This is a genomic window from Kitasatospora sp. NPDC059817 (assembly GCF_042731835.1).
Lineage (GTDB): Bacteria > Actinomycetota > Actinomycetes > Streptomycetales > Streptomycetaceae > Kitasatospora.
Genome location: NZ_JBHWIR010000216.1, coordinates 6,191 through 10,721 on the forward strand (window position 1 = coordinate 6,191; position 4,531 = coordinate 10,721).

Genomic DNA, 4,531 nt, shown 5'->3' on the forward strand with positions numbered 1-4,531 from the left:
CGCTTTTTCTTGCTCTTTTGGCTCTGGGTCGTGGTGGGGGGCGGGTTCCGCAACCGTACTCCCCCCCCCCCCCCCCCACGGCTCCCGCTACTTCAGCAGGAAGTCGTACACCGCCTGCCGTCCGGCCGGGTTCGCCGCCCGGTTCTGCACCGAGTGCGCCGCCCCGGGCACGATCACGATCTGCGGGTCGTGTGCCAACTCGGCCTGCTGGTAGAGCACTTCGTACGGCGTGGACAGGTCCCGGTCGCCGCCGAGCAGCAGCACCGGCACGTCCGGCAGCTTGCGGTGTTCCGACGGCGCCGGCGGCACCTGCTCGCGCGGCCAGTCGAGGCAGACCAGGAGGCTGCCGAGCCCGGTCGCGGTCGCCGGGTCGTACGGCCAGGTCTGCTCGGCGGTCAGCCGCTGCCGGGTGCGCTCCAGCGCCGCCGCACGGCCCGCGACGGGGGTGTCGGTGGTGCCCCACGGGAAGCGCGAGTCGGCGCACAGGGCGGCGGAGTGCAGCCCCTGGCTGAGCTCCTCGGCCGAGGCCGCGTCGACCTGCCGGCGGACCAGGTCGAAGAAGTCCTGGAGCTTCGCGGGCTGCCCGGCGGCGGCCTCGTGCAGGATCTCCGGGACCCCGCCGTAGTTCGGGTCGATGAACTCATAGCCGGTGAGCGCACTCAGGATCTGCGCCCCGTTGCCGTACCGCCGAACCGTGGCGGCGAGGTCGGCGGCCGGGTCGGTGGTGCAGCCGGTGGCCTGGCAGGCGGCCCGCAGGACCCGGGCGCTCGCGGGCAGAGCGGCCAGGTCGAGGGGGTCGAAACCCTGTTGCGGCACCACCGAGTCGAGCACCAGCCGGGCCACGTGCGCCGGGTGGGCGAGCGCGTACCGCTCGGCGACGAAGCTGCCGTACGAGACGCCGTCCAGGGTGAGGCGCCGGTCGCCGAGGGCGCGGCGCAGCAGGTCGATGTCGGCGACGGTGTCCGCCGTGCTGTAGTGGCGGGAGTTCGGGCCGAGGGCGGCGGCGCAGTCGGCGATCGACTGCTTGCGCGGCAGGGCGAGGTCGGAGGAGCCCATGTCCTCCTGGAGGCCCGGGCACTGGAGCGCGCCCCGGCCGGTGCCGCGCTGGTCGTACATCACCAGGCGGTAGTCCTTGAGGACGGGCTCCAGCTTGCCCGCCATCCGCTTGATCGCCGGGACGCCGGGCTGGCCGGGGCCGCCGGTGAGGAACAGCAGGTCGCCCTTGGGCGCCGTGGTGTTGCCGGTGACGGCCACCTCAAGGTCGAGGGTGCCGGGGGTGGCGCCGCTGTGGTCGAACGGGACGGTGAGGGTCCCGCAGCTGAACTCGGGTGCGTCCGGGCAGGGCGCCTGGCCGGTGATCCCGCCGACGCGGGCCGGTCCGGCCGTGGCGGCGAAGCCGACTGCGGGGGTGGCCAGGGTGGTGCCGGCGACCACCGCGACGGCGCCCAGCAGGGCGGCGACGCGGCCGCGCGTGCTCGTCATGTTCGTCCTTCCGCTCGCGCCGCGTCCGTGCCGACGCGGTCACGGAACCAGCCTGCGCCCCGGGGCTCTTCGGTGGGGAGCGTTCGGGCGGGATTCGACCTGAACGGACCGTGCGCGACCGGCCCCGCCGGCCGATGGCACCAGGCCCCATCCCCTCCTGAGCGCGGCCCTCGCCATGCAAGCCTTAAGACGCCAGCCCTGCCCGCTTCGCCATAGCGAGCAGACCGGGCTTGGAGCGTTGGTGCATGACGATCAGCACCCGCAGCACTTCGCGACCCATCGGGTGTATCTGTGCCATCTGCGGAGCGACGGCATGGGCGGCGTTGAGAGCTTCCTCGGCACCGGCGTAGTCGCGCACGGCCAACCGGGCGCGCGCAACGTCGATGTACAAGCGGCCTAGGCGGTTTGGCTTCAACCCCGCGGGTGGGGATGCGATCAGTGAACCGGACATCTGGACAGCGCGGTCGGGGGCGTCGAGTTCGACGTGGGACGCCAGCTCGTACAGTGCGGTGTTTCCCCGGCCGAACGTCAGATGGTGCTGCACCAGGTCCCTGCCGTCCGGAAGCGTCTCGGCCAGGGTCCATGCGTGCCGCAGGTGGTCACGGGTGGCGTTGGCGTCCTTGGCTCTCGACGCCAGCACGACGCCGCGCAGATGGAGAGAGCCGAGGTGGATGGTCCGAAAGGGGCCACTCGCGGGTACGGCCTCGTAGCGGCTGATAGCCCTCTCGATGATGGCCAACCCGTCCTCATACTGGCCAGCAGACTGGTACGTGCCCGCCTCATTCCACGCTGCTGCTGCCTCGGCAGACGGGTTCCAGGTCTGCTGTGCGGCCCACATCTGGCGAGAGACGATCATGTCGGCAAGATCGGGCTGTGCGAGTCGGTGTGCAACCGTGTACGCGCAGCTGTACACATCCGCGACGTAGCCCCATGCCGTCGCCTCGCCTCGGGAGTCGAGAGCGGAGGCGGTCGTTTGGCCGAGGAGCGCGGGCAGCATCCGCAGCAATTCCAGGTACTGAGTGCTGGCCCTCAGGTCAGCGGCGGTCTGAACGGCCCCAGTGGTCTCAGCTGGGGAGAGTGGACTCTCTCGCGGAAGAGTGTGGCGACGAACAGTGTTCCGAAGCTCGTTGAGCAGGTCCATCTGCTCGGCCGGGCCGACGAAGGGATTCCCGTAGACGCGGGCGGTGGTGACATGGAGAACCCGAGCGACGGCAGCCACCACCGGAGGGGTCGCAGGCCTGAGCCCAGTTTCGATCTTGGAAAGGTAAGAAAGCGTGATGCCGACTTCCCGGGCAAGTTTGGCCTGACTCAGGCCGCGCGCTTTCCGGAGTACCGCGATGTTCTCACCAGCTGACGGCGCTGTGTTCCCCATGCGCTCAATCATCCCAGTTCGACGACTAGATGATGGCACATCAGGTTCCGCAAGGGTCGTTGTGCAAGTTTTGTGTTAACTGATCTTAGTCATCCGCCGTTGAATGATTGCAGTCAGTAAGCAAGCGATCACCTTCCAGCCCTCGGGCAACGCCTCGCCGGTACTCGCGTACCGATCGGGAGGCAGCCCGATGCAGTCTCCGTGCGCACAGGCCGGGGCTCCTTCCCGGCCGTACCGGAAGCCGTCGGCCGGGTTGAACGGGTAATCCGCACTGGGGCGTTCGAGCACATCGAACGCCCCAGCGCGGAGCCGAAGGCTAGGACAGATCCAGCAGGCGTCGTGGTCGTCGTCGTTGATGAACGGCTCGGCAGGCATGACCGCAAAGTAACCCCTTCCCCTGCGGCCTCGACGAAGGAGGACAGACCGATGGCCAGACGCACCACCCCTCGGGTGTACCGCGAAGTCGTGACGGGACCCACGAAGGTCGAGAAGGCCAGCCCCCCGGCGGGGTGGAACCCGCTGGACGACTACAGGGCGGCTCAGGTCCTCGACAGGGGCCGCTCCCCGGGCGACATGCTTCAGATCGCTGCCGTGAAGTCCACGTGCTCCTGCAAGGACTGCGTGGCGTACAGGAAGTCCGTGCGAGCCAGGCTCTGACGACGCACGTGTGACGCGTGGCTAGACACCCCCATCCAACTCCCCAACGGAGAAGTGCAACTGTGAAAGTCAGTGTGATCCAGGGCGACCCGGTCCGGCACCGCACGGACGGTTGGACGGGCACCGTCGCGGGGACCCCGAGCAGGCTGGCCAACCACGCCTGGGTGAACCGGGACAGCTCCGCCGACCCGTACCCGGAGATGGTCCTCCTACGCGACTTGGAGTCCGCGGATTGAGCACCCCGCCGACCGGTTGGCTCACGGGCGATGGGTACGTCGTGGACCGGCCCGACGGCTACCGCGAGGGGACCTGCTGGGTCTGCCGCCGGGAGACGCTGGTCTGCGCGGGCACCTCGCTCCAGGCCCCCGGTGACGCCCAAAGCACCTGCCACGCGATCTGTAGCGACTGCATCATCCGCGCCCGGACGCCCCACCGCCGTGCCGCGTTGCGGGCCGCGCTCGACAAGCACCCGGCGTAGGTCCCGTGTCGAGACGAGGAGAACCCCCGTCGATGATGGCCAGGACGACTGCCGGGACACAGCCAGGCAGTGCGCCCATGGGGACCCGACCCCCGTGACGGTCGCTGTCGCCTACACGGTCTCACTGCTCGCGGCAAGACGGTTTACGCGGATCTGCACCTCGGTCGGCGGCCTCGAAGCCGCTGATCCCTAAAGCTCCCAGCCCAGTTGGATGAGGAAGTCCTCTGGGCTGGGCTCCACCGGGAATCCCCGGTGGAACGTTGCACCACCTGGCAGGAAGGAACCGAGAGATGAACGTGTACGAGCCCATCGTCACCGCCGACGAGGACGAGATGACCGTCACCGTGATCGGCGACGCGGCGGCCCTCACCATGGGCGGCACCTCCGACGGCGGCGAGGGCAAGCGGCACGTGTACCAGTACGCCGGCTGATCCTCCTTCTGCGGTGCGGCCCGTCGGGGGCGCACCCCCCCCCCCTTTCGCCAGTTTTTGGGCAAGGAGTTGGCCCCCAAGGCTGTCGGGGGCTTGAGCAGCGACCGCACC

Annotated in this window: 5 protein-coding genes; 3 read left to right on the forward strand and 2 right to left on the reverse strand. The window is 69.5% G+C overall.

Annotated features, from left to right (window positions below; translation table 11 throughout):
* Positions 1-87: 87 nt before the first annotated feature.
* Together ACFV61_RS30860 and ACFV61_RS30865 are read right to left on the reverse strand one after the other, a co-directional pair.
* Positions 88-1,482: an alpha/beta fold hydrolase gene (locus ACFV61_RS30860; RefSeq protein WP_380495194.1), complete on the reverse strand. Its 1,395-nt coding sequence runs from the start codon at positions 1,480-1,482 to the stop codon at positions 88-90.
* Positions 1,483-1,666: 184 nt separating this feature from the next.
* Positions 1,667-2,854 (reverse strand): helix-turn-helix domain-containing protein, encoded by a 1,188-nt coding sequence (locus tag ACFV61_RS30865; RefSeq protein ID WP_380495196.1) that lies wholly within the window; start codon positions 2,852-2,854, stop codon positions 1,667-1,669.
* Between the two features lie 719 nt (positions 2,855-3,573).
* On the opposite strand from ACFV61_RS30865, the gene ACFV61_RS30870 reads away from it, so the two are divergent.
* The 3 genes from ACFV61_RS30870 to ACFV61_RS30880 all read left to right on the forward strand — a co-directional run bounded on the left by ACFV61_RS30870 (position 3,574) and on the right by ACFV61_RS30880 (position 4,420).
* Positions 3,574-3,747, forward strand: a complete 174-nt coding sequence (locus tag ACFV61_RS30870; protein ID WP_159398674.1) for a hypothetical protein — start codon at positions 3,574-3,576, stop codon at positions 3,745-3,747.
* Positions 3,744-3,989, forward strand: a complete 246-nt coding sequence (locus ACFV61_RS30875; protein ID WP_063352091.1) for a hypothetical protein — start codon at positions 3,744-3,746, stop codon at positions 3,987-3,989. Before ACFV61_RS30870 ends, ACFV61_RS30875 begins: the two co-directional genes overlap by 4 nt.
* 290 nt (positions 3,990-4,279) lie before the next feature.
* The gene (locus ACFV61_RS30880; RefSeq protein WP_159398675.1) at positions 4,280-4,420 is read left to right on the forward strand and encodes an albusnodin family lasso peptide; all 141 of its coding nucleotides are present in this window, start codon (positions 4,280-4,282) and stop codon (positions 4,418-4,420) included.
* The last annotated feature ends 111 nt before the right edge of the window (positions 4,421-4,531 follow it).